The sequence below is a fragment of the Streptomyces sp. NPDC001219 genome, assembly GCF_053597915.1.
Genome location: NZ_JBSFJF010000012.1, coordinates 65617 through 86384 on the forward strand (window position 1 = coordinate 65617; position 20768 = coordinate 86384).

15 protein-coding genes, 1 pseudogene and 3 CRISPR repeat arrays are annotated in these 20768 nt (G+C 69.9%); of the genes and pseudogenes, 8 read left to right on the forward strand and 8 right to left on the reverse strand.

The window, feature by feature from the left end; translation table 11 throughout:
• The first annotated feature begins 1031 nt into the window (after window positions 1-1031).
• A CRISPR array of direct repeats spans window positions 1032-1548; the repeat unit is 29 nt.
• Between the two features lie 2002 nt (window positions 1549-3550).
• Window positions 3551-3694 (forward strand): hypothetical protein, encoded by a 144-nt coding sequence (locus ACWC9R_RS10335; protein WP_450730258.1) that lies wholly within the window; start codon window positions 3551-3553, stop codon window positions 3692-3694.
• A 397-nt stretch (window positions 3695-4091) separates the two neighbouring features.
• A CRISPR array of direct repeats spans window positions 4092-5524; the repeat unit is 29 nt; unit sequence GTGCTCTCCGCGCGAGCGGAGGTGAACCG.
• Between the two features lie 302 nt (window positions 5525-5826).
• Window positions 5827-6099: a CRISPR direct-repeat array (repeat unit 29 nt).
• A 687-nt stretch (window positions 6100-6786) separates the two neighbouring features.
• Here ACWC9R_RS10335 and ACWC9R_RS10340 read toward each other — a convergent pair.
• The 6 genes and pseudogenes from ACWC9R_RS10340 to ACWC9R_RS10365 all read right to left on the reverse strand — a co-directional run bounded on the left by ACWC9R_RS10340 (window position 6787) and on the right by ACWC9R_RS10365 (window position 10368).
• On the reverse strand, window positions 6787-6879 hold the full coding sequence (locus ACWC9R_RS10340) for an Lsr2 family DNA-binding protein (RefSeq protein ID WP_450730259.1): 93 nt from the start codon (window positions 6877-6879) through the stop codon (window positions 6787-6789).
• Window positions 6880-6945: 66 nt separating this feature from the next.
• A complete protein-coding gene (locus ACWC9R_RS10345) occupies window positions 6946-7125 on the reverse strand; it encodes a hypothetical protein (RefSeq protein ID WP_450730261.1) in 180 nt (59 codons plus the stop codon).
• Between the two features lie 1033 nt (window positions 7126-8158).
• Window positions 8159-8263 (reverse strand): annotated as a pseudogene (locus ACWC9R_RS10350) (HipA family kinase); the annotation flags it as partial.
• 89 nt (window positions 8264-8352) lie between these two features.
• Entirely contained in the window at window positions 8353-8868 is a 516-nt protein-coding gene (locus ACWC9R_RS10355; protein ID WP_450730262.1) for a DedA family protein, read from the reverse strand.
• A 4-nt stretch (window positions 8869-8872) separates the two neighbouring features.
• Complete coding sequence (locus ACWC9R_RS10360) at window positions 8873-9601, reverse strand: class I SAM-dependent methyltransferase (protein ID WP_450730264.1); 729 nt, start codon at window positions 9599-9601, stop codon at window positions 8873-8875.
• Between the two features lie 509 nt (window positions 9602-10110).
• Window positions 10111-10368, reverse strand: a complete 258-nt coding sequence (locus ACWC9R_RS10365; RefSeq protein ID WP_362613947.1) for a hypothetical protein — start codon at window positions 10366-10368, stop codon at window positions 10111-10113.
• 156 nt (window positions 10369-10524) lie between these two features.
• Here ACWC9R_RS10365 and ACWC9R_RS10370 point away from each other — a divergent pair, with 156 nt between their 5' ends.
• Window positions 10525-11268 (forward strand): SOS response-associated peptidase, encoded by a 744-nt coding sequence (locus ACWC9R_RS10370; protein WP_450730266.1) that lies wholly within the window; start codon window positions 10525-10527, stop codon window positions 11266-11268.
• Window positions 11269-11339: 71 nt separating this feature from the next.
• Here the strand turns inward: ACWC9R_RS10370 and ACWC9R_RS10375 are convergent, their stop codons facing one another.
• Complete coding sequence (locus tag ACWC9R_RS10375) at window positions 11340-12122, reverse strand: aminotransferase class IV family protein (RefSeq protein WP_450730268.1); 783 nt, start codon at window positions 12120-12122, stop codon at window positions 11340-11342.
• 614 nt (window positions 12123-12736) lie between these two features.
• Here ACWC9R_RS10375 and ACWC9R_RS10380 point away from each other — a divergent pair.
• From ACWC9R_RS10380 to metC, 6 genes are all read left to right on the forward strand, one after another.
• A complete protein-coding gene (locus ACWC9R_RS10380) occupies window positions 12737-14026 on the forward strand; it encodes an ATP-grasp domain-containing protein (protein ID WP_450730269.1) in 1290 nt (429 codons plus the stop codon).
• Between the two features lie 120 nt (window positions 14027-14146).
• Window positions 14147-15415, forward strand: a complete 1269-nt coding sequence (locus tag ACWC9R_RS10385; protein ID WP_450730271.1) for a radical SAM protein — start codon at window positions 14147-14149, stop codon at window positions 15413-15415.
• Window positions 15416-15429: 14 nt separating this feature from the next.
• Window positions 15430-16641: an ATP-grasp domain-containing protein gene (locus ACWC9R_RS10390; protein ID WP_450730273.1), complete on the forward strand. Its 1212-nt coding sequence runs from the start codon at window positions 15430-15432 to the stop codon at window positions 16639-16641.
• Window positions 16638-17507 carry a sulfurtransferase gene (locus tag ACWC9R_RS10395; protein ID WP_450730275.1) on the forward strand — a complete coding sequence of 290 codons (870 nt, stop codon included), beginning with the start codon at window positions 16638-16640 and terminating at the stop codon, window positions 17505-17507. The genes ACWC9R_RS10390 and ACWC9R_RS10395 overlap by 4 nt, the downstream gene beginning before the upstream one ends.
• Window positions 17504-18760, forward strand: a complete 1257-nt coding sequence (locus tag ACWC9R_RS10400; RefSeq protein WP_450730277.1) for an MFS transporter — start codon at window positions 17504-17506, stop codon at window positions 18758-18760. The genes ACWC9R_RS10395 and ACWC9R_RS10400 overlap by 4 nt, the downstream gene beginning before the upstream one ends.
• Window positions 18757-19947 (forward strand): cystathionine beta-lyase, encoded by a 1191-nt coding sequence (gene metC / locus ACWC9R_RS10405; RefSeq protein ID WP_450730279.1) that lies wholly within the window; start codon window positions 18757-18759, stop codon window positions 19945-19947. The genes ACWC9R_RS10400 and metC overlap by 4 nt, the downstream gene beginning before the upstream one ends.
• Window positions 19948-19997: 50 nt before the next feature.
• Here the strand turns inward: metC and ACWC9R_RS10410 are convergent, their stop codons facing one another.
• Window positions 19998-20681 carry an RDD family protein gene (locus ACWC9R_RS10410; protein ID WP_450730281.1) on the reverse strand — a complete coding sequence of 228 codons (684 nt, stop codon included), beginning with the start codon at window positions 20679-20681 and terminating at the stop codon, window positions 19998-20000.
• Between the last annotated feature and the right edge of the window lie 87 nt (window positions 20682-20768).

Here is a 20768-nt window from a genome sequence, read left to right on the forward strand (position 1 = left end):
CGGTCCTCTCCGCGCGAGCGGAGGTGAACCGCGGCGCCGCCTCACGGCAGAGGTCAAGGAGCTGTCCTCTCCGCGCAGGCGGAGGTGAACCGGTCGAGCTGGAGCTTGATGAACCGTCCGCCGAATGCTCTCCGCGGAGGCGGAGGTGAACCGCCGCGGCCGGGGCGGCGACCTCCTCCGCTCGGCGTGGTCTCCCCGCGAGCGGAGGTGAACCAGCACCGCGCCGACGGCGTCCAGGCCGATCGCCGTGGTCTCCGCGCAGGCGGAGGTGAATCGCGGGTCAGCTCCCTCACGTTGAGGAGGCTGACGGTGGTCTCCGCGCAGGCGGAGGTGAGCGGCCTTGGGCCGGTGCGTGCCTGCGAGAGATCGTGTGGCCCCGGTACATTCAGGGCGGCATGATCGGCGTTCCTTGAATCACGAATTGGCAAAGCGCCCCTAACACCGCAGGTCGCTAAGGACCTCTCCGCGCAGGCGGAGGTGAGCCGGTGACGTTCAGTACAACGGCCTCTTCAACCTCGTGCTCTCCGCGCAGGCGGAGGTGAACCGAACCACGCAATCATGGGCCTTGTGATAGCGGCGTCCTCTCCGCGCGGGCGGAGGTGAACCGCACACGCACTGACCTCGTCCAAAGGCCGGGCCGTCCTCTCCGCGTGAGCGGAGGTGAACCGGGCATGTCGGAGGTGCGCGCGGCCACGAACGAGTGCTCTCCGCGCGAGCGGAGGTGAACCGACGTAGCGCCGCATCAGAACCTCGCGCTGACTGTCCTCTCCGCGCAGGCAGAGGTGAACCGGTCGGCATGTCTCCGAACGAAGCCCAGTTCCTGTCTTCTCCGCGAAGGCGGAGGTGAGCCGCTCCAGCCGGCCTTCATGCCCGGGATGGGCATGTCCTCTCCGCGCGAGCGGAGGTGAGCGGCCGTCGGCCTCAATCCCTGCGGGAGGCCGTGTGGCCCCGGTAGATTCAGGCGGGTGCATGACCGGTGTTCCTTGAGTCACGAATTGGCAAAGCGCTCCTAGCGTCGCAGGTCGCGAAGGGTCCTCTCCGCGCGAGCGGAGGTGAGCCGTCCGAGACCCGGATGCAGATCAGCCGGGGCTCGTCCTCTCCGCGCGAGCGGAGGTGAGCCGGCGCGGATCTCATCAGGAGCCGAGTCGCGCACGTCCTCTCCGCGCGAGCGGAGGTGAGCCGGGCGCTGCTACAGCCGGTACCGCGATTCAATTGTCCTCTCCGCGCGAGCGGAGGTGAGCCGACGGTGAGGATCTCCTCCCCGTACTTGTCGCCGTCCTCTCCGCGCGAGCGGAGGTGAGCCGTCGGCACAGTTGGGGCGGATGAGCTGGTTGCTGTCCTCTCCGCGCGAGCGGAGGTGAGCCGTCTCTACCGGTGTACACCGGGCCGCTGCTGCCGTCCTCTCCGCGCGGGCGCAGGTGAACCGCTGTACGACTCCATCGCCGGCCCCAGGGGCTGTGCTCTCCGCGCGAGCGGAGGTGAGCCGATGATGTTCCGGACAAGGCCGTCGAACGTCTGGTGCTCTCCGCGCAGGCGGAGGTGAGCGGCCGCCGGCCTCAATGCCTGCGGGAGGCCGTGCGGCCCCGGTAGGTTCAGGTGGGTGCGTGACCTGTGTTCCTTGAAGCACGAATTGGCAAAGCGCTCCTAACACCGCAGGTCGCGAAGGGTGGTCTCCGCGCAGGCGGAGGTGAACCGTCGCGGGCGGGCTCTTCCTCGCCGCAGGTGACGTGGTCTCCGCGCAGGCGGAGGTGAACCGGCGATCGACCCCACCGGGAGCGCCGCCGCGACGTGGTCTCCGCGCAGGCGGAGGTGAACCGACGACCGTCAACCTGTCTGCCGGATTCCAGCAGTGGTCTCCGCGCAGGCGGAGGTGAACCGTTCGTATTCAGCGCGCCCTGGCCGCTGCTGTAGTGGTCTCCGCGCAGGCGGAGGTGAACCGTGACATCACGTGCCGGAAGATTGCCGGTAGAAGTGGTCTCCGCGCAGGCGGAGGTGAACCGGTCAACGGTATCGACTCGTACGCCCGGCTGTAGTGCTCTCCGCGCGAGCGGAGGTGAACCGGCACAGCGGGAGGCCAAGGAGTCGCTGCGCAAGTGCTCTCCGCGCGAGCGGAGGTGAACCGGAGCCGTGGACGCCTTACCGGGCGTACATGCCGTGCTCTCCGCGCGAGCGGAGGTGAACCGTTCAGGCGCCGGACGAGGTCTCCGGCGAGGGTGTGCTCTCCGCGCGAGCGGAGGTGAACCGGCGAGGACGTCCTCGTCGAAGACCCCGACCTCGTGCTCTCCGCGCAGGCGGAGGTGAGCCGTTGGGCCCAGGGTCCGAGTGGTCCGTCTGGCCGTCCTCTCCGCGCAGGCAGAGCTGAACCGAGGTACATCTCAAGGCCGAACGAGTTGTGAATGTGCTCTCCGCGCGGGCGGAGGTGAACCGACGACGATCAACGTGGTGACCGGGCTGGTGGCATGCTCTCCGCGCGAGCGGAGAACCGGAGACCGCCGATACTCTGGTGTCGGCCGAGCGGTGCTCTCCGCGCAGGCGGAGATGGGCCGGAGGCGCACATCGGGTCCCGCCTGATGTACCAGTCCTCTCGACGCAGGCGGCTGTGAGCGGTCGCGTGGGCCGGTCAGTGCCTGCGAGAGGCCGTGCCGCCCCGGTAGATTTGGACGGGTGCATGACCGGCGCTTCTTGAATCACGAATTGGCAAAGTACCCCTAGCGTCGCAGGTCGCGAAGGGGGCTTTCCGCGCGAGCGGAGGTGAGCCGTGGGAGAGCTCTGCATCTCCGGCATCGGAGTCGGGCTTTCCGCGCGAGCGGAGGTGAGCCGTCGCTGAGCAGCGCGCGGATTCGCGTGGACGCGGGCTTTCCGCGCGAGCGGAGGTGAGCCGGTGCGGTGTTCGCCGCGCAGGGCGCAGGCGGCGGGCTCTCCGCGCGAGCGGAGGTGAGCCGGTGCGGTGTTCGCCGCGCAGGGCGCAGGCGGCGGGCTCTCCGCGCGAGCGGAGGTGAGCCGCGGAAGAACATCCTCGTCCACGAGCTGTGCCAGGGCTCTCCGCGCGGGCGGAGGTGAACCGCTGGTCCAGGGCATCCCGGGTGTCGGCACCAAGACCTCTCCGCGAAGGCGGAGGTGAACCGATGGCGGCGGCCTTTGACCGGCACTTCGTACGTCCTCTTCGCGCGAGCGGAGGTGAACCGGCCGGGCAGCACGTCGACGGACGAACGCGGGGATGCTCTTCGCGCGAGCGGAGGTGAACCGATGTACCCCCGGCCGGGGTCGCGCTCGATCTGGTGCTCTCCGCGCGAGCGGAGGTGAACCGCGCCTCGCCCACGACGGCGTCCTCACCCGCCAGTGCTCTCCGCGCGAGCGGAGGTGAACCGGACGCTTCATGACCGCTGTACGGGGCAAGCTCGTGCTCTCCGCGCGAGCGGAGGTGAACCGCCGTCGTCCGGGCCGAGTGCGGCGCCGGCCGGGTGCTCTCCGCGCGAGCGGAGGTGAGCCCAGGCGTTGGCGCTTCACGGCCTTCTGGCCCTCGTGCTCTCCGCGCAGGCGGAGGTGAACCGTGGACCTGCCGGACCCGGACCTGATCGAGTGGGTGCTCTCCGCGCAGGCGGAGGTGAACCGGCCGCTGCTGCCGCGCCGGCCACGCACCACCAGTACTCTCCGCGCGAGCGGAGGTGAACCGTCGCAAGGCTTGAGCGCCTGACGGGGCTCGCCAGCCTCTCCGCGCAGGCGGAGGTGAGCCGCTCCACGGGCTGGAAGCGTGACGACGGCGGTGGCCTCTCCGCGCAGGCAGAGGTGAGCCGGCGGCCATGCCGGGAGCCCCGGACCAGGTGTTGGCCTCTCCGTGAAGGCGGAGGTGCCGGCCTGGAGCGACCTCCTCGCCGCGCACCCGGGCGTCACCTTCACGAAGGCGAGCCGGCCCGTACGGCGAAGCGGAGCGCGGTCTCCAAGTGCTCTTCGCGCGGGCGAAGGTGAGCGGTCGTGGGTAGGCCAGTGCCTGCGAGAGGCCGTGCGGCCCCGGTAGATTCAGACGGGTGCATGACCGATGTTCCTTGAATCACGAATTGGCAAAGCGCCCCTAACACCGCAGGTCGCGAAGGGTGCTCTCCGCGCGAGCGGAGGTGAACCGCTGGAGACGTACGGCGCGGCCCGCGCGGCCGCGTGCTCTCCGCGCGAGCGGAGGTGAACCGTTCCGGCCGGGAGCAGCATCGGGCCGGATTGTGTGCTCTCCGCGCGAGCGGAGGTGAACCGTCGATATCACTCACTGCTCTCACCCTTCACCGGTGCTCTCCGCGCGAGCGGAGGTGAACCGTAGTCGGCGCCGCCCGGCGTCCTGCGGGACCCGTGCTCTCCGCGCGAGCGGAGGTGAACCGATGCGCGTCTCCGCGACGACGCGCCGCGCCAAGTGCTCTCCGCGCGAGCGGAGGTGAACCAGCTGCGGCTCGGCTCGAAGAAGTCCGTCGTGCGTGCTCTCCGCGCGAGCGGAGGTGAACCACCAGCAAGGGGGAGGCGGCGACACAGAGCGTCGTGCTCTCCGCGCGAGCGGAGGTGAACCGCGGCGGAGCAGGTGAACCGCGCTCTCCGGGCTGTGCTCTCCGCGCGAGCGGAGGTGAACCGGCACTGCGAGCACTGCGGTACTGCACGCACGGGTGCTCTCCGCGCGAGCGGAGGTGAACCGATGCAGTGCGCCAACTGCGGTGGCTGGTTCGGGTGCTCTCCGCGCGAGCGGAGGTGAACCGGTGAACTTCCCCGCCAGTGACCAGGCTCGGAAGTGCTCTCCGCGCGAGCGGAGGTGAACCGGCGGCCTCGCCGGGTGGGCGGGGCCGCCTTCGGTGCTCTCCGCGCGAGCGGAGGTGAACCGGCGCGGTGCGCCCTGCCAAGCGGACAGGCCGCGTGCTCTCCGCGCGAGCGGAGGTGAACCTTCGCCATCGAACTCGTTGAGAACACCGGCGAGGTGCTCTCCGCGCGAGCGGAGGTGAACCGACCTCATCGAGCCGGACGTCCGACTCCCACAAGTGCTCTCCGCGCGAGCGGAGGTGAACCGGGCTGTGGGTAGCTGGAGTTGCTCAGGCGACGGTGCTCTCCGCGCGAGCGGAGGTGAACCGTTCCAGGACCTGGACGCAAATGCGCGGACCGCGTGCTCTCCGCGCGAGCGGAGGTGAACCGGCGCAGGAGGCCCGTGAACGGGCTGAGGTCATGTGCTCTCCGCGCGAGCGGAGGTGAACCGGAGGTCGGGCGCTGCGCGTCCTGCCAGCAGCCGTGCTCTCCGCGCGAGCGGAGGTGAACCGCGTCGACGCCCGACGTGACGGTGTGGTGGATGGTGCTCTCCGCGCAGGCGGAGGTGAGCCGGCCGACGACCGCACCGAGGGCTACCGGCCCGAGTGCTCTCCGCGCGAGCGGAGGTGAACCGGAGCCGTGGACGCCTTACCGGGCGTACATGCCGTGCTCTCCGCGCGGGCGGAGGTGAGCCGTTGGGCCCAGGGTCCGAGTGGTCCGTCTGGCCGTCCTCTCCGCGCAGGCAGAGCTGAACCGAGGTACATCTCAAGGCCGAACGAGTTGTGAATGTGCTCTCCGCGCGAGCGGAGAACCGGAGACCGCCGGTACTCTGGTGTCGGCCGAGCGGTGCTCTCCGCGCAGGCGGAGATGGGCCGGAGGCTCACATCGGGTCCCGCCTGATGTACCAGTCCTCTCGACGCAGGCGGCTGTGAGCGGTCGCGTGGGCCGGTCAGTGCCTGCGAGAGGCCGTGCGGCCCCGGTAGATTCGGACGGGTGCATGACCGGCGCTTCTTGAATCACGAATTGGCAAAGTACCCCTAGCGTCGCAGGTCGCGAAGGGGGCTCTCCGCGCGAGCGGAGGTGAGCCGCTCCTGGCCGAGATGGGCTTCGAGCTGGACGAGGGCTCTCCGCGCGAGCGGAGGTGAGCCGTACATCTCCGCCGCGACCATGTACCGGCTCAGGGGCTCTCCGCGCGAGCGGAGGTGAGCCGACGGTGGCACCGATCAACCCGGCCCTCCTCGAGGGCTCTCCGCGCGAGCGGAGGTGAGCCGTAGAGGTGCCCGGGGGCACTTCAACTTCTCTCGGGCCCTCCGCGCGAGCGGAGGTGAGCCGGACCCGATGCGGCTCAGTGACAGGACTAATCGTGCGGTTACTCGCCATCTGACTCTGATCACCTGGCGCAGATACACATCGCGCGGGGCCGAGTGGTGGAGACGGACGTTGAAACGGTTGATACTGATCTCCGAGACCTCGCTTTTGAAAGGCAGCTTTCCACGCTCCGTGCCGCCATATCGCACGTCCGGCTTGCCAACGTCTTGGCCGTCGACGCAGCGGGCACTGGAGAAGACCTTGTTCACCTAGAGCCGGAAGCCAACGCAGACGGGCGACTTGCCGACCCACACACTGTTCAAGGATAGCCACCTGATAGGACGCGGTCGGCAATGTGGCATCTGATTCGCCGACTATGGGCGGAGTCCGGAGTAGTGCCAGCGACGCAAGGCCAACGAGGCGGATGATGCGGTGACGATTTCGCTCGGCGGGATCACCGTCCGCTTTGGTAGCTAACAGTGATGCACAGCGACGCCCCGACCCATTCCAGATAGACGGGCGGCCACTACGTCGGCACGGTGAACAAGTGATTGCGCATACTGGTATCAGACCTGCTCTGCCCCACACGCCCACTGCCACGGCGACTCCCCTACGGTCGCCGGCAACTCGTACAGAACAAGCACACGGGAGCCGCACCTCGCACCCGCGTAGCCATGGCGAAGAGACTCCTGACCGGGGGCTCCAATCTCTTCACGTCTGCCAGTGCGCCTTGTAGAAGGCGTCGCGGATTTCAGCAGGCACTCGGCCGCGGTCGTTGACCTCGTAGCCATTTCCCTCGCCCACGCGCAGATCCTTACAGCATCCTCTCCAACCTTGACCAAGCGCTTAGCTGCCCACCCCTTTGCCCCCTCATCCTTCCGGGCCGCCTTGACGGAAGGGCCGAAAGCCCCGAGCATCCACCTGTAGGGTTCCGGGTTCGAGGACGACCTCATACGACACACCCTTGAGAGCGAAGGTGTGGGTAGCGGCGTCATACGCCTCTTCGCCCATGAGGTCGCCCGTGAAAATGGCGACAATCCTCTGCACCATGAGGAAATCCTAAGGCCGCAGGGTAGCAGCGGACACAAAGCTCACTAAGGCGCACTGCAGATAAGCTATCCCGCCTCTAGCGCCCCTCTGAACGCCAGCCAGCCCATCCCCAAGAAAGACGTTAAATGGCGAGCCAACTCCGAAAATCGAGCCTGCAGAGCCGCTCGACGCCCGAGGCCACCCGTTCCCCCAATCCAGGTCACACGAAGAACATCGTGACGCGCCATCAGATATATCTGACGTATCGTCAGGGAAGTCAGCATTGAGTCAGCATGCGTCCTGCCAGAGGTGGCGACAGGTGGCGACACATGCACATGCACCAATCCGACCTGCACCACCTCTGAGCTGCAAAGATGCTGACCAACCCGCTACACCCACAACACGGCCACCAACCTGGTGCCAATGGAAGCCGAATGGGTATCGAGCCCAGCACCTGACCAGCTATGCATGCCTGCACGCATAGCTGGTCGCAGGCGGTCGTGTCCACCACGCCGGCCTCGCCCACTACAGGCTGTGGAGCGACGGTTACCGCGAAAGGCAACGACCACGGTCATCGCCGGGCCGGCGTCGCGCTGCTCCTGATCATGTGCCTGGGGCCCAGGGACTGTCACCGTCTGGGCGGGGCCGACAGCCCTGTCCCCGCAACCCGGATGGCTGACAACAAGATCCGGACCATAGACGGACCAGCACGCTGTCGTCGGCGGCCAAATCCTTCATTTCAGCAGGTCAGCATCGCTATGAGCCTTGTACCACCAGCAGACGAAGAACCTGCTGGTGGTCTTCTTCCTGGCCTACGGCAGTCACGCAACGTAGCTCACAGCGTCGCATCGATCTCGCTTCCAACGACGCCCTCATCCCGCTGTACATGGCTTCCCTGGGGAGAATCTGGGGAGTTTGGGCGGCGCTGGGGAGCGCGTGGGGAGAATCGACTGCGTAACGCGGCACGAACCTGAAAGCCCCTGAAAGTTCCATCTCCGCAGTTCAGAGACACGCATGACCGCATCACCCCAGGTCAGGGCAACTAGGTAGACGACTTCATGATGTAGGTACCGAGGTCGTCCCCCTCGACGATCCCCGGGAGCGAGCCGCCCTCACGCAAGGGCGTGACATAGCGGGTCGCTGTGACTTCGTTCAGCATTGCTCAAGTCTCCACGACTCTTCCGCCGCATCCTCCACGGGAGCGCCCTGCGGGCCCACCGCGCCGACGCCACCGCGGCGGTCCCGCCCTCACGAGAGGTGCTGGAGGGAGAAGGCCGCCGTGTAGCCCGTGCCGCTTTCCACGCTCGCCCACGCGACCGAGCCCAGGGCGCTGTACGGGGCGATATGACGGTACGGCAGGCCGGTGATGCCGGCCATGTGCGGGGCGATGGTCCGCATGACCGGTACGAAGCGGAATATCAGGAGCGTCTGGCCGGCGCGCTTGTTCATCAGGGTTTCGGCCCGCTGCCACGCCGAGGCGGGAATGCGGCGGCCGAGCTTCGCGGTACGCAGGCGCCTGCCCAGCAGATGACCGGTTCGGTGGCCGAGAGCGTCGCCGATCATGACGGCGCCGGCGGCGACTGCGATGACCCCCGCCAGGTGCAGGCTGCCGGTGCGGGCCAGGGCGCCCGCGGTGAGCATGAGCACGAGGGTGGGGATGAGGGCGCCCACCAGCAATATGGATTCTCCGATGATTGCGGTGGCCAGCACCGCATAGGCGGCGACAGGGGGAATGTCGCTGAGCAGTTCGGCGAGGCTGCCCATCGCGCTAGCTCGCCAGAGGCGGTTGGGCGGTCACCATGTCGGAGTGGTGGACGGCGTCGAGGGGCCGGCGCAGTTGCCATACCGTCGCGGGCGGCAGATTTCCCCAGACGGTCCAGCAGCCGGTCGCGTAGCGGTGGTGGTATTGGTTCAACAGGTTTTTGACGTCGCGTTGCCGGCGGGCCTCCGGGCGGGATGCCAGCAGGGCGCGGACCCAGCGGCTGCCGCAATAGGAGAAGTAGGTGAGCGTGCCTCCGGGGCGCAGCAGATCGAAGTAGCGGCCCATGATGTCGTCAACCTGCCGGGGGGCGAAGTTGGAGAACGGCAGGCCGGACACGATCACGTCATAGCGGCGGTCCGTGGCGAGCTGTTCGACACCTATGTTGTGGACGCGCACCCGCTCCTGCTGCTCCCGCAGCTGCGGGTACCCGCGAACCAGCTCACGCAGGTGCGCGGCGAACTGGGCGTTGTTCTCCACGATGTCCAGCCGGCTTCCCCGGGGTATTCGGGGCAGCAGAACCCGTGTGACCGAGCCGGTACCCGCGCCCACTTCCAGGACGTTCGCACTCCGCGGCGCGCGTTCCAGTAACGGGTTGGCCAGCAGGTTGGCCAGCGACTTACCACTGGGGGCGACGGAACCGACCGTGCGATGGTTCCGCACCGATTCCACCAAGAAGGTCCATCCTTCGGTCGCACGCCGGGTCCGGACGCGACCGTGAGCAGTGTTCTCATGCATGAGGAAAGGGAATTCCTGTGAGGGGGCGAAGCAGCCGCGTACGGCGAACCGCCCTTACGGAAAAGGGAGTCAGGTCTCCATGACAGGGAATCTCGACCGGCGAAACCCTTTGTCTTTACCGGGCCGTGAAAGGGAAAAGTCAGGAGGGTGTGCTCAAGCGAGGTTTTCGCCGGGCAGCGGGTAGGCAGCGGTCAGCGCGTGATCTCACGCCGGGTGCGCGGATTCGGCGTGCCCCGCGATGGCCCGCCGTGCACCACCGCGCCGGGGGCGGCGGAGGGGCGTGGGGAACCCGGAACGGCTGCCGTGCAGGACATGGCGACTCCTGGAGGAGGGGCGGAGATGGCGACGTCCCCATCCTCGATGGCACATGTCAGCGCCGTCCTCCCCCACAGGGCCCCAAAGCCGGACGGTCCTGGAGTGCCACCACGGGCCCTCGGCGTCATTCTCTGGAGGGACGGCCACCCACCCTGAGAGCTAGGGGTGTCCCTGGGATCGGCCGGCTGTCGCGATCAAGACGTGACCAGGGCGGTCAGCCCGTAGTCCAGCTCCGAGCCGTCGACGAGCAGCGCCTCGACGGTGCGGGTGCCGGGGTCGATGTCGGCCACGATCCCGTGTCCGACGTAGCGGGGGTAGCCCGAGGCGCCGGTCTCGCCCGTCGCCTCGACGACTGCCGACCGTACGGCTGAGTCCTCCACGGAGGCACCGCCTCTGTCCTCGACGTGCTCGGGGACCAACAGGATCGTGAAGCGCTGCGGCTCTCTAGTCACGCTCCGTATTTAAGTGCCTGCGGCACCCGCCGTGGGACAGGCGCGCGGCACCGGGTCGCGCAGGTGGGCGTTCCCCAGCCCGTGGCCGGCCCCGGCGGGTCAGGGGGAGGCGTGGGTGACCGGGCAACGGGCCCGTGGCGTGGCAGGGTGGAGGGTATGTGCGGTCGATATGTGTCCACCCGCCGTCCGGAGGATCTGGTCGACCTGTTCGACGTGACGCGCTGGGACACCGATCAGGTGCTCGGGCCGAGCTGGAACGTGGCCCCGACCGATGACGTGTGGTCGGTGCTGGAGCGCGTCGAGCGCGACACCGGCGAGGTCACCCGGCAGCTGCGGCCGCTGCGGTGGGGGCTGGTGCCGTCGTGGGCGAAGAGCCTGAACACCGGCGCGAAGATGATCAATGCCCGGGTGGAGACGGTCGCGGAGAAGCCGGCCTACCGCCGGGCCTTCGCCAAGCGCAGGTGCCTGCTGCCGGCGGACGGGTTCTACGAATGGCAGGCCGTCGCGGCGACCGGGACGGCCAAGGCCCGCAAGCAGCCGTACTTCATCAGCCCCGAGGACGGCCAGGCCATGGCGCTCGCCGGCCTCTACGAGTTCTGGCGCGCCCCCGACACCGACGAGGCACCGGGGGCATGGTGGACCACCTGCACGATCATCACCACCGAGGCCACCGACGCCGCGGGACGCGTCCACCCCCGTATGCCGCTCGCCATCGCCCCCGCCGACTGGAGCGCCTGGCTCGACCCCGCCCACGAGGACCCCGGCGAACTCCGCGCGCTGCTCACCGCGCCGGCGGCCGGCCACCTGGACGCCCGCGCCGTCTCCACCGCGGTCAACAGCGTCCGGAACAACGGGCCTCACCTCCTGGACGAGGTCGCCGAGGCCCCGTCCGACGGCTGACCGCCGACCGCTCGGCGCGGGGGCCCGGTCTCGCCGCCGGTCCGCCGGGGCACGCCGGTCGTGGCCCCGCCTTACAGGGTCTCGCCGGGGATCGACAGGTAGGTCTCCTGCAGGCGGCGCAACGCGGGGTGGTCGGTGGTGAAGTGAGTGTCGTCGATCGCCGACAGGGGCCGGACCCCGATGCCGGTGTTCGTCGCGAAGGCGGCCGCCATGCCCTTGGCCTCGTCCAGGGTGACGGTGGCGACGCGGTGGGCGGCGTGCTGCTGGAGCAGCGCCATGGTGACACCGGGCAGCACGGGGGCCTGTGGCCACACGATGTCGCCGTCCTGGTCGACGAATCCGACGTTCCATGTGCCGCCCTCGGACACGAGGCCGTCGCGGCCGACGAACAAGGCGTCGCCGAATCCCGCGAGCTGAGCCGTACGACGGGCGTACTGGGCGCCGAAGAGGCCGCAGTGCTTCACCTCGGGCAGGTCTCGCTCGAAGGGCACGCTCTTGGCGCGCAGCGGCTCCGGAGGCAGCGCGCCGGCGGCGCGGACGGACACCATGAGGTGCGGCTCGTCGGCGTCCGCCGGGCGGCCCAGGTCCATCGTCGGGTCGTAGACCGTCACGCGGACGACGCAGGGGCCGGTCCTCCCCTCCAGGCTCTGGCGGATGTACGCGCGGACGCGTCCGGTGTCCACGCTCGTGCCCCACACGATCGCGCTGTCCCGCACGAGGCGTTCCATGTGCAGGGTCAGGCCACGGATGCTGCGGTCGGCGTCGACGCGCAGGGACGTGAAGTGGCCGAAGCCGGTCAGGGCGAGGGGGAGCACGTCGTCCGTGGACACGGGCTGTCCGTCAAGAATCACCATGCGGCCCAGCATGACAAGGGCAACGGGGCGCCGCCCCCGCGTTCGCCGTACGGGGACTGCGTCTCCTCGTGAACCGGCGGCCTGTACTTGTGCGTAGCTTCTCCGGATTCCGGGGCCGCGTCCGTCGAAGGGAGTGACGGACGGCTGCCGTCAAGGGTGGGTGCCGCGCCCTGTCCGAAAGGAGTCCCCGGAGGGTGCGTCGGGGGTTCCTTGGGAACGGGGTGCTGACCTGGAGCTGACGGCCAGGGGTCGGGTGATGCCGTTCGATTCCGGGCGGGTCGGGGTGGGGGTGACATCGACCGGAAGACGTCAGGGGTGAATACGGGACAGGCGTCGCATGGTTTCGGTCAATTCTGTAAACCATGGGATTTGCTGCAGGTCAGAGCGGATTTTCTGGCAAGTCAAGCTTTGCGTATATCTGTTGACAGCGGCCGAGTGCCGCTGCGACCTTGTCTTCGCCTCGCCACTCGAACGGTCGGTCGTCGCGTTACGGCCCCCGTCTGGCGCTGGCTCGGTTCATGTGGTCCAGGAGCCGTCGGCGGACGTGTTCCCGGACCGGAAGAAAACGGGGGGCCAGCCATGTATCGCAGCATGCACACCAGAAAGACCTTGTCGTGACCCTGGTGGTCATCGGTGCCAATCCGACGGTCGCGCGAGCGGCCGAGGCTCTCCCCGGTGATCTCCTTCATGTACAGCTGCCCGGGGCCCCGGCCCTGGACCGGAACGGCGGGCGGACGGCGGGCACCCGGCAGGTGCACACCGTCGACTTCCACGACCGCGCCGCCTTCCTCACGTTCGTCGACGAGGTGCTCAAGCCGCTGTCGCCCACCGCCGTCGTCTCGCTGACCGAACTCGGTCTGGAGCCCGCGGCCGTGGCGACGGAGCGGCTCGGCCTGCGGGGGGTCGCCCCCACGGTCGTCCGGCGCACCCGCGACAAGCTGGAGATGCGGCGGGTCCTCGAACGGCGGGCGCCGCAGCTGAACCCGGCCTTCGCCTGCGGCGACGACCCGGACGCGGTGGCCCGGCTGTTCGCCGGGCACAGCCCCGTGGTGGCCAAGCCCGTCAGCGGCGTCGGCAGCAACGCCGTGGCCCTGCTGGACCGTGCGGCGGACCTGCCGGCGGACCGCCGGACCGCCGGCACCCTGCTCGAAGCCTTCGCCGGCGGGCTGGAGTTCAGCGTGGAGACGCTGTCGGCCGGCGGCCGGCACACCGTCGTCGGCATCGCCCAGAAGGGGACGACGGGCGGCTTCGTCGAGGTCAGCCACATGATGCCGCCTCCGGCGCTGGACGCCGGCGGGCGGGCACGGGTCGAGGAGGCCGTCGGGCGGTTGCTCGACGCCCTCGGGCTGGCGGACGGGCCGAGCCACACCGAGGTCAAGGTCGACGGCGACCGCGTCATCGTCATCGAGACGCACAACCGCCTCGGCGGCGACGGCATCGCCGACCTGGTGCGGCTGACCACGGGGATCGACTGGCGGGTCGCCGCCCTCGGATGGGCGGTCGGCGCGGGAGTGCCGCGCACGTCTGTCGCGGCCCCCGCCGCCGCGACCGTGTTCTTCACCGCGGCGCCCGGCACGGTCACCGACGTCGCCCCACCACCGTCCCTGACCCACGGAACGATCGTGGAGTGGGAGGTCACCGTGGAGCCGGGCGACCCGGTCCGCCCGCTCCGGTCCTCCACCGACCGCCTGGGCATGGCCGTCGTCACCGCCGCGGACACGGCAGCGTGCCTGGCGGCGGTCGCCGAGCTGACGGCGCTGCCCGTCGTCACCACCCGCCCCGACGTCACCGTGCCCCTGGCGCGCCGCGTCGCGGACGGCCGCTCCACCGCACGGCCCGAGGCCGCCCGGCCCGGCAGCACGGCCCCGCCGAGCACCGCCGCACAGCCCACGCCCGTCGCGTAACACGCAGCAACACCCACGCACTTCGGTCCGGGCCACCCGGCCCCAGGGCGCCCCGGCGCCGCTCACAGCCGCACGTCTCGCCTCGCTCTTCCCACGACTCGACCACGCCCTGGGGGAACCATGTCCGTCGACAACGCGCCGATTTCCTACGATTTCCACGGAGATGAGCCGTTCAGCACGCCGTTCCAGGAGATCAGGCCCGAGGAGATCCACATCTACCTCGACCTGGACACCAAGGTCGGAAAGAACACCTGCGGACAGAAATGTACGCACTGTTGGTTCGTCAACTACGAGAAGGTCTACGACAAGTCGTTCGCCATGGAGGAAGGCCCGCGGATTCTCGCCGGACTCCAGTCGCACGGCTACCACGTCTACCCGCGGTACGTGGACAGCTTCGCCTACGACGGGGCGTTCATGCGCCTCTACGGCCCCGCCAACAACCGTGAGTTCAGACAGGAATCCGACCACAAGCCCACCGAGACGATGGAGAAGGGCGACGCCTGGACCAGCGGCCGCCCGCTGCTCGCCGACAACTACCTGGAACTCCTCGACCTCGCCCGGGTCAACGGCTACGGCACCATCTCCATCACGTACCACGGCGTCATCGACGAGAACCTGGCCGTCATCGACGACGGCAGCTACCCGATCAAGGGCGTCTTCAGCGGGGCGAACACCGAGGAGGTGCTGCGCCGGATCGACCACTACAACGAGCACCACCGCAGCACGCTTCCCGCGGACGCCGACCGGTCGGATGCCTTCCGCGTCAACATCGGCGTCACCATCGGCCGGCACAACCACGGCCGCCGGTCCCTGGAGCGCTACGCCCACTACTTCAACAAGCTGGGCGTCGACACGGTCCGCTTCAACAACTTCTCCGACCACGGCGGCCGGCACCCCGAACTCCAGCTCGGCTACGAGGAGATCGAGCAGGCCTACCGCGACTTCAAGTGGCTGCACGAGAACGTCGAGCTGAACTTCCAGCTCGGGGTGAGTGAGGACTTCGGGACCTTCGGCATCAAGGCCATGGGGTTCCCCGGCCATGTCGGCTGGTGCCGGGCCGGCCGGCAGCTGTTCGCCGCCATCCCCACCGAGGTGAGCGTGCTGTCGGAGTCGGCGGACGGCCGCCGCGAGAAGATCGGCGACATCGTCGGCTGCGTCAACACCTTCGAGCCGCACCTGGGCACCCTCGTCCGCACGGTCGCCGACGGAGGCGAGGACGTCCGCTACGACCTGGAGTTCGACCACGCGGCCATCGAGGCGTTCACCACCAAGCGCCTCACCGGTGTCTACAAGGACGGCTGCTTCGCCCGCGAACTCGCCCAGGAGCAGCAGCTGGTCTCCCGGGTCCCCGCACGCCGCCGCCTCCCGCTCGTCGAGACGACGGGCTGAAGGAGAACACGCACATGCCGCACGTCCTCGTCTTCGCCAAGACGCCCTACGCCAAGACCCCGTACGACCGCTGGCTGGCCGGCTCCGGCGTCGTGCCGGTCATCCTCACCACCACCGAATTCGCCGCCGGATACGGCCACTTGCCCCACGTGCACGCCTTCGACGACTACGACACCAACCAGCTCGTCGAGAAGACGGCACTGCGCCTGGCCCGCGAGCACGCCGTCACGGCCGTCTTCGCCCGCGCCGAGGCGGACGTGGTACGCGCCGCACAGCTGCGTGACCTGCTGGACCTGCCGGGTCAGCGGACCGCGAGCGCCCTGGCGTTCCGCGACAAGGTGGTCATGAAGGACCACCTCGCCGGCGGCCCGGTGGAGGTTCCCGCCTACCGGCCGCTGGACTCGGCCTACACCGCCCTGGAGTTCGTCGCCGAGCACGGCTATCCCGTGGTCATCAAACCGCTCTCGGAGTCCGGCTCCCTGGGCGCGGCCATCATCCGTGACGAGGCGGAGCTGGACGCCTACCTGGCCCGGCCGTGGCGTGGCGCGAGCGAGATCGAGGTGTTCGTACCCGGGCAGATGTACCACGTGGACGGGCTGGTCGTGAACGGCGAGGTGGTGTTCGCCCACCCTTTCCGCTACCTCAACGACTGCCTGTCCTTCCGGGCGAACGACTGGGTCGCCAACCTCCCGCTGACACCCCAGGACCCGGTGCACGACCGGCTGCTCAAGGCGGCACGGGCGGTGCTGGCGGAGCTGCCCACCCCACCGCACACCGCCTTCCACGCGGAGCTGTGGATCACCCCCGACGACCGGACGGTGTTCTGCGAGATCGCCAGCCGGACCGGCGGCGGGATGATCAGCTCCATGGTCCGGCACGCCTTCGGCATCGATCTCGACAAGGAGTGGCTGTACGCCGAATGCGGCCTCCCCAGCACCCTGGGCACCCCCGCCTACCGGCCCACCGGCGCCCTGTGCATCCCGCCGTCGAACGGCGTGCTGACCCGGCTGCCCTCCGGTGACGAGCCGGCGTGCGTCAAGGAGGCCGCGCTCACCGGCGGGGTGGGCCAGGAGTTCCACGGCGGGGTCAAGTCCGGTCTCTTCCTTGCCGGTTACGTCGTCGGCGGCGACACCGAGGAGGACGTGGCGGCCCATCTGGAACAGGTGGCGGCCTGGTTCGCCGACCGCGCCGAGTGGTCCCCCGCTCCCATGGGAGGCACCCGATGAACGAGCCGGTGCCCGGCGCCCTGCCGGGCCCGCTGGTCGGTACGGACTGGGTGGCCCAGCGACGGGGCACCCCCGGGCTGGTGGTGCTCGACGCCTCGATCGGCGCGCACCGCGACGCCGGCGAACGGATACCGGGGGCACGGCCCTTCGACATCGACGGCGCGCTCTCGGACCACTCCGGTCCGCTGCCGCACACGATGCCCGGCGCCGGGCACTTCACCCGGGAACTGCGGGCACTCGGCGTGGACAGCGGCGACACCGTCGTCGTCTACGACGGGGCGGGCCTCTACTCCAGCGCCCGCGCCTGGTGGATGCTGCGGGCCATGGGCCACGACCGGGTGTCCGTGCTCGACGGCGGCCTGCCCGCCTGGCGCGCCGCCGGACTGCCCCTGGAGACCGGCGCGCCCACGCCCGCCGCGCGCCCCGGCGACTTCACCGCACGGCCGCGTCCCGGTCTGATCGTCGGCGGCGACGAGGTCGCCGCGGCCCTGACCGATCCGGCCTCGGCGGTCGTCGACGCCCGCACCCGCGAGCGCTTCGCCGGCGCGGCCGCCGAACCCCGCCCGGGGCTGCGTCCCGGCCATATGCCCGGAGCGCTCAACCTGCCGTTCGGCGAGCTCCAGCGGGACGGCCGGATGCGTCCCGCCGCGCAGCTGCGCGAGGCGTTCGCCCCGCTCGCCGGGGAGCGCCGGCGCCTGCTCTTCACCTGCGGTTCCGGCGTCACCGCCTGCATCCTGGCGCTGGGGGCCGAGCTGGCCGGATACGACGACCTGGCGGTGTACGACGGGTCCTGGAGCGAATGGGGTCTGCCGCGCGCGGACCGGCCGGTCGTCACCGGTCCGCGGGGCGGAGGGCCGTCGGCATGAGGTCCTCGCTCTCCGCCAAGTGGCAGACGTTCAGGGGGCTGTCGTCGAGCCTCAGGTCGCTGATCGTGCTGTCCTTCGTGGTCGCCCTCGGCAGTTACATGGTCACCCCGTTCATCGGTGTCCTGATGGTCCAGGCGGTGGGCCTGGACGTCCGCCTGGCCGGTGTGCTGGTGGCCGTCGCCACGTTCATCCAGTTCGGCGGCAGCATCCTGGGGGGCCTGGTCGTGGACCGGCTCGGCCTGAAGCGGACGATGGTCGGCTCCCTCGCCCTGCGGACCACGGGTCTGCTCCTGCTGGGGCTGGCCGTGCAGGTCCCCTGGGTCGCCTACCCGGCGGTGGTCCTCGTCGCCGCCGGTCCGGCGCTCTACCTCCCGGCGAACAAGGCGTACATCGTCACCTGTGTCTCCGACGAGCTGCGGCCGCTGTTCCTCGGCGTCAGCAGCGCGGCCCTCAACGCCGGGATGGGGCTCGGGCCGCTGCTGGCCGCCGTCCTGATCGACGCCGATCCGGTGGCGCTGCTCCTCGGCGCCGCGGCGCTGTTCGGCCTGATCACCCTGGCCCACCAGCTCACCATGCGGCCCCTCGCCCGCCGCCGGGACACCCCGCCGGGCGGTGTCACCGCCGACGGGCCCGCCCCCGCCGGGAAACTCCGGTCCCTGCACGGCGCCCTGCGGCCGGTGCTGTTCACGGCCCTCGCCTTCTACCTCTACTTCTTCTTCCAGAGCTTCCTGGGCCTGTACGCCGCGGGCGTGCACAACATCCAGGTGCTCGGCTGGGCCATGCTCGTCAACTGCGCCATGATGGTGGCGCTCCAGCCGCCGCTGTCGGGATGGATCGCGCGGGCCGACTACCGCCGCCTGGTGGCCGGTTCGTTCGCCCTGATGGCTGCCGGGACGGCCGTGATGTCGCTGGGGCACACCGCTGCCCTGCTCGGCGGCACCGTGCTCTTCAGCCTCGGCGAGGTCTTCCTCTTCCTGCGCTGTGACCTGGAGATGGTCGACCGCCTGCCCAGCAATCCGGCTTTCGCCTTCGGCGTCCAGCGGCTGACGGCGGGGATCGGCGGCCTCCTCGCCGGTGTCGTGGGCGGCTTCCTCTTCGCCCACTACGAGAGCGCACACGACCTGGGCATGTTCTGGATCGCCGTCGCCGTGCAGTGCGCCGTCGCGGCCGCCATCGCCCTGGTACTCGGCGGCCACCGGACCGCGGCGGCCGCACCGCAGGGCGAGACAGCGGATCTGGAAGTGGTGTCATGACCGGCGAACCCTCGATGGAGACCCGGTTCGTGCACGCCGGGTCCGACCCGCGGCAGCAGCACGGCTACGTCAACCCGCCCGTCCACCGCGCCTCGACGGTGCTCTACGAGGACGTGGCCGCGATGGACGCCTCGCAGGCCGACCCGTTGAAGCGCCGGATGCCGGTATACGGCCGCTTCGGCACTCCCACCGGCCGCGCCTTCGAGACGGCACTGTCCGACCTGGAAGGCGGGCACGCCGCCGTCGCGACCTGCTCGGGGCTCGCGGCGCTCACCACGGCGATCCTGTCCTTCGTCCGGGCCGGCGACCACCTCCTCGTCAGCGACTCCGTCTACCTGCCCACCCGCAAGTTCTGCGACTCGCTGGCCGGTCTCGGCGTGGAGACGGAGTACTACGATCCCGGAGTGGACAAGTCCATCGAGGACCTGATCCGCCCCACCACCCGTCTCGTCTGCCTGGAGTCACCCGGCTCCACCACCTTCGAGGTACAGGACGTCCCCGCCGTCACGAGCGTGTGCCGTAGCCACGACGTGGTCACCGTCATCGACAACACCTGGGCCACGCCCGCCTTCCACCGCCCCCTGGAGCTGGGCGCCGACGTGGTCGTGCACTCGGCGACGAAGTACCTCACCGGTCACGCCGACAGCATCCTCGGGGCCATCGTGTGCACCGAGGACACCTACCCCGCGGTGCGCGCCACGGCGATCCGGCTCGGCCAGTGCGCCGGCGCGGACGATGTCTATCTGGGCCTGCGCGGGCTCCGTACGCTCGGCGTCCGGATGCGGGAGCACCATCGCCAGGCCGTCGGCCTCGCCTCCTGGCTGCGCGAACAGGAGGGGGTGCGTGCCGTGCTGTACCCGGCGCTGCCGGGCGACCCGGGGCACGAGCTGTGGAGCCGCGACTTCACCGGCGCCGCGGGCCTGTTCGGCCTCGAACTCGCCCCCGGGCCCGGCAAGCCCGCCGTGGACGCGCTGCTCGGGGAGCTGCGGCTGTTCGGCCTCGGGCACAGCTACGGCGGCTACGAGAGCCTGATCGTGCCGGCCGATCCGGTCACCCACCGCCTCCCGGGCACCTGGACCGGCCGCGGCCCCCTGCTGCGCCTGCACGCCGGCTTCGAGGCCCTCGACGACCTCAAGGAGGATCTGGCCCGGGGGCTGGCGACCCTGTCGGCCCATGCCCGGTCGTGACGTGCCTGACCGGGCCCCGCCCACGGGGCCCGGGAAAGGCGCGCCGGACCTCAGCGTCGGCGGACGACCACCGTGCGCATGACCTTGTCCGCGAAGGTCTGGCCCTTCGCGTCCCAGGCCGGCCACAGGTAGCCGATGCTGCACGCCGCGCTGTCCAGCCCGTGGCAGATCCGGCGCAGCAGGACCAGACCGAAGCCGAGCGGCCGGCCGGTCTCCTCGCGGATGAGCTGGATCTTCATGGCCTTCTTGCCCGGCGACGCGCCCTTGCCCTCCTTGACGAGGATGACGATGTTGGCGACGACGGACCACAGGAAGGCGAGCCCCCACAGGACGAAAATGAAGGGGATAATTTCCTGCTTCGCGGCGTCCTTGCACTCAATGTCGAGGTATGCGCAGTCCGAGTCCCATGTGTGCCTGAGGAGCATCGAGACGGCGACGATGATGATCGGCACCAGGACGACGACCAGGAAGTCGATCAGAGTGGCAGCGACACGGGCACCCCAGCTCGCGTACGCACCGTGCCAGCCGGGCGCTATCCCCTGCGGCTGCGGGTAGCCAGGCCCCTGCGCGAACTGCTGAGGAGGGACGTACGGGCCGGGCTGCTGCGGGGCGCCGTACGCCTGTGGGGGAGGCGGCGGCTGCGGGTAGCCGTACTGGGCCGGCTGCTGCGGAGCTCCGTACGGGGCCTGCGGCGGCTGCTGGCCGTAGGGATTGTTCGGGTCGCCGAAGCTCATCTGTGCCTTTTCTCCGATGTGTTCAGTGGGAACGATGCGGCGCGCCCCGGAGGAGAACACACGATGCGCTGGCCCACCCCCGCGGAC